The sequence below is a fragment of the Brevundimonas sp. EAKA genome (assembly GCF_000698025.1).
Lineage (GTDB): Bacteria > Pseudomonadota > Alphaproteobacteria > Caulobacterales > Caulobacteraceae > Brevundimonas > Brevundimonas mediterranea_A.
Genome location: NZ_JMQR01000249.1, coordinates 1 through 1472, shown reverse-complemented (window position 1 = coordinate 1472; position 1472 = coordinate 1). Strand labels below are relative to the sequence as shown.

The 1472-nt window shown below is 70.2% G+C and carries 3 protein-coding genes; all 3 read left to right on the top strand.

Going from position 1 to position 1472, the window contains the following annotated elements:
• Positions 1–68 precede the first annotated feature (68 nt).
• Positions 69–572 (top strand): histidine phosphatase family protein, encoded by a 504-nt coding sequence (locus tag ER13_RS17280; protein WP_008258782.1) that lies wholly within the window; start codon positions 69–71, stop codon positions 570–572.
• Complete coding sequence (locus ER13_RS17275) at positions 569–913, top strand: DUF952 domain-containing protein (RefSeq protein ID WP_035311384.1); 345 nt, start codon at positions 569–571, stop codon at positions 911–913. The genes ER13_RS17280 and ER13_RS17275 overlap by 4 nt, the downstream gene beginning before the upstream one ends.
• A partial coding sequence (gene pyrD / locus ER13_RS17270; protein ID WP_035311382.1) for a dihydroorotate dehydrogenase (quinone) occupies positions 910–1472 on the top strand: 563 nt, incomplete at its 3' end. The genes ER13_RS17275 and pyrD, both read left to right, overlap by 4 nt.

Here is a 1472-nt window from a genome sequence, read left to right as displayed (position 1 = left end):
CACCCCTGACAGGGAGTTGAGATCGTCCCATCTGTTCGTCGGACGCGAACGGCCTTATGGCGAGCCTCATGCATCGACTGATCCTCATGCGGCACGCCCAGGCGGAGGCCTCCAGCCCGTCCGGCGGCGACGAAGCCCGCCCCCTGTCCAACACCGGACGCAAGGAGGCCGTGCGGATGGGCCAGACCCTGGCCGAGCGCGGTTTGAAGCCCGACCTGGCCCTGGTCTCGTCCGCCGTCCGTACGCGCCAGACCTGGGACCAGATGCATGACGCCTTCGGCGACGTCGAAGTCCGCCACGAACCGCGCCTGTACAATGCGCCGTCCGACGTGCTGCGTCGCTTCGTCGAGTCCTGCGAGGACGAGGCCGGCTGCCTGATGCTGCTGGCCCATAATCCCGGCGTCCATGTGCTGGCCACCGAATACCTGTCCGAAAGCGCGGCCTCGCCGGCCATTCTGGACCGTCTGGCCGGGGGTTTCCCGACCGCCGCCGCCGCCCTGTTCACCGTCGATGTCGCGGGGCGCTGCGTCTTCGAAGGCTTCCTGACTCCGCGCGACCTGGGGGTCGCATGACCGGGACCGCCTACAAGATCCTCGCCGCCGAGGAATGGCGCGCGGCCCTGGCCGAGGGCCAATACGAAGGCTCCGCCGTCGATCTGGCGGACGGCTACATCCACATGTCCACCGGCGAACAACTGGTCGAGACCGTGCGCCGCCATTACGCGGGCCGCGACGATCTGATGCTGCTGACGGTCGATCTGGCCCGGTTCGGCGCGGATCTGGTGTGGGAGCCGTCGCGCGGCGGCGACCTGTTCCCGCATCTGTACGCGCCCCTGCCCGTCGCCGCCGTCACCGCCCTGCGCGCCCTCTCGGTCGCCGAGGACGGAGCCATGCTGTTCGAGGATCCGGCATGAGCCTGCTGGCCGACTGGGGCGCCGCCGCCCTTCGCCGCCTCGATCCCGAGACCGCCCACCAGGTGGCGATCAAGGGCCTGGCCCTCGCCCCCCTTCCCGCCCCGGCGGCCGACGATCCGATCCTGCATACGACGCTGGCGGGGCTCGCCCTGCCCAATCCCGTCGGCCTGGCCGCCGGCCTGGACAAGAACGGCGAGGCCCTGCGCGGCCTGTCGCGGCTGGGCTTCGGTTTCGTCGAATGCGGCTCGGTCACGCCCCGCCCGCAGCCCGGCAATCCCAAGCCCCGCCTGTTCCGCCTGACCGAGGACCGGGCGATCATCAACCGGATGGGCTTCAACAATGAAGGCCTGGAGGCCTTCGCCGCCCGTCTGGATCGCCGCCCCACGGACGTGGTCGTCGGCGCCAACCTGGGGGCCAACAAGGATACGGAAGACAAGGCCGCCGACTATGTCGCAGGCCTGCAACGCCTGGCCGGCCGCGCCTCCTATTTCACCGTCAACATCTCCTCGCCCAACACCCCCGGCCTGCGCGCCCTGCAGGGGCGTGAACAGCTGGACGA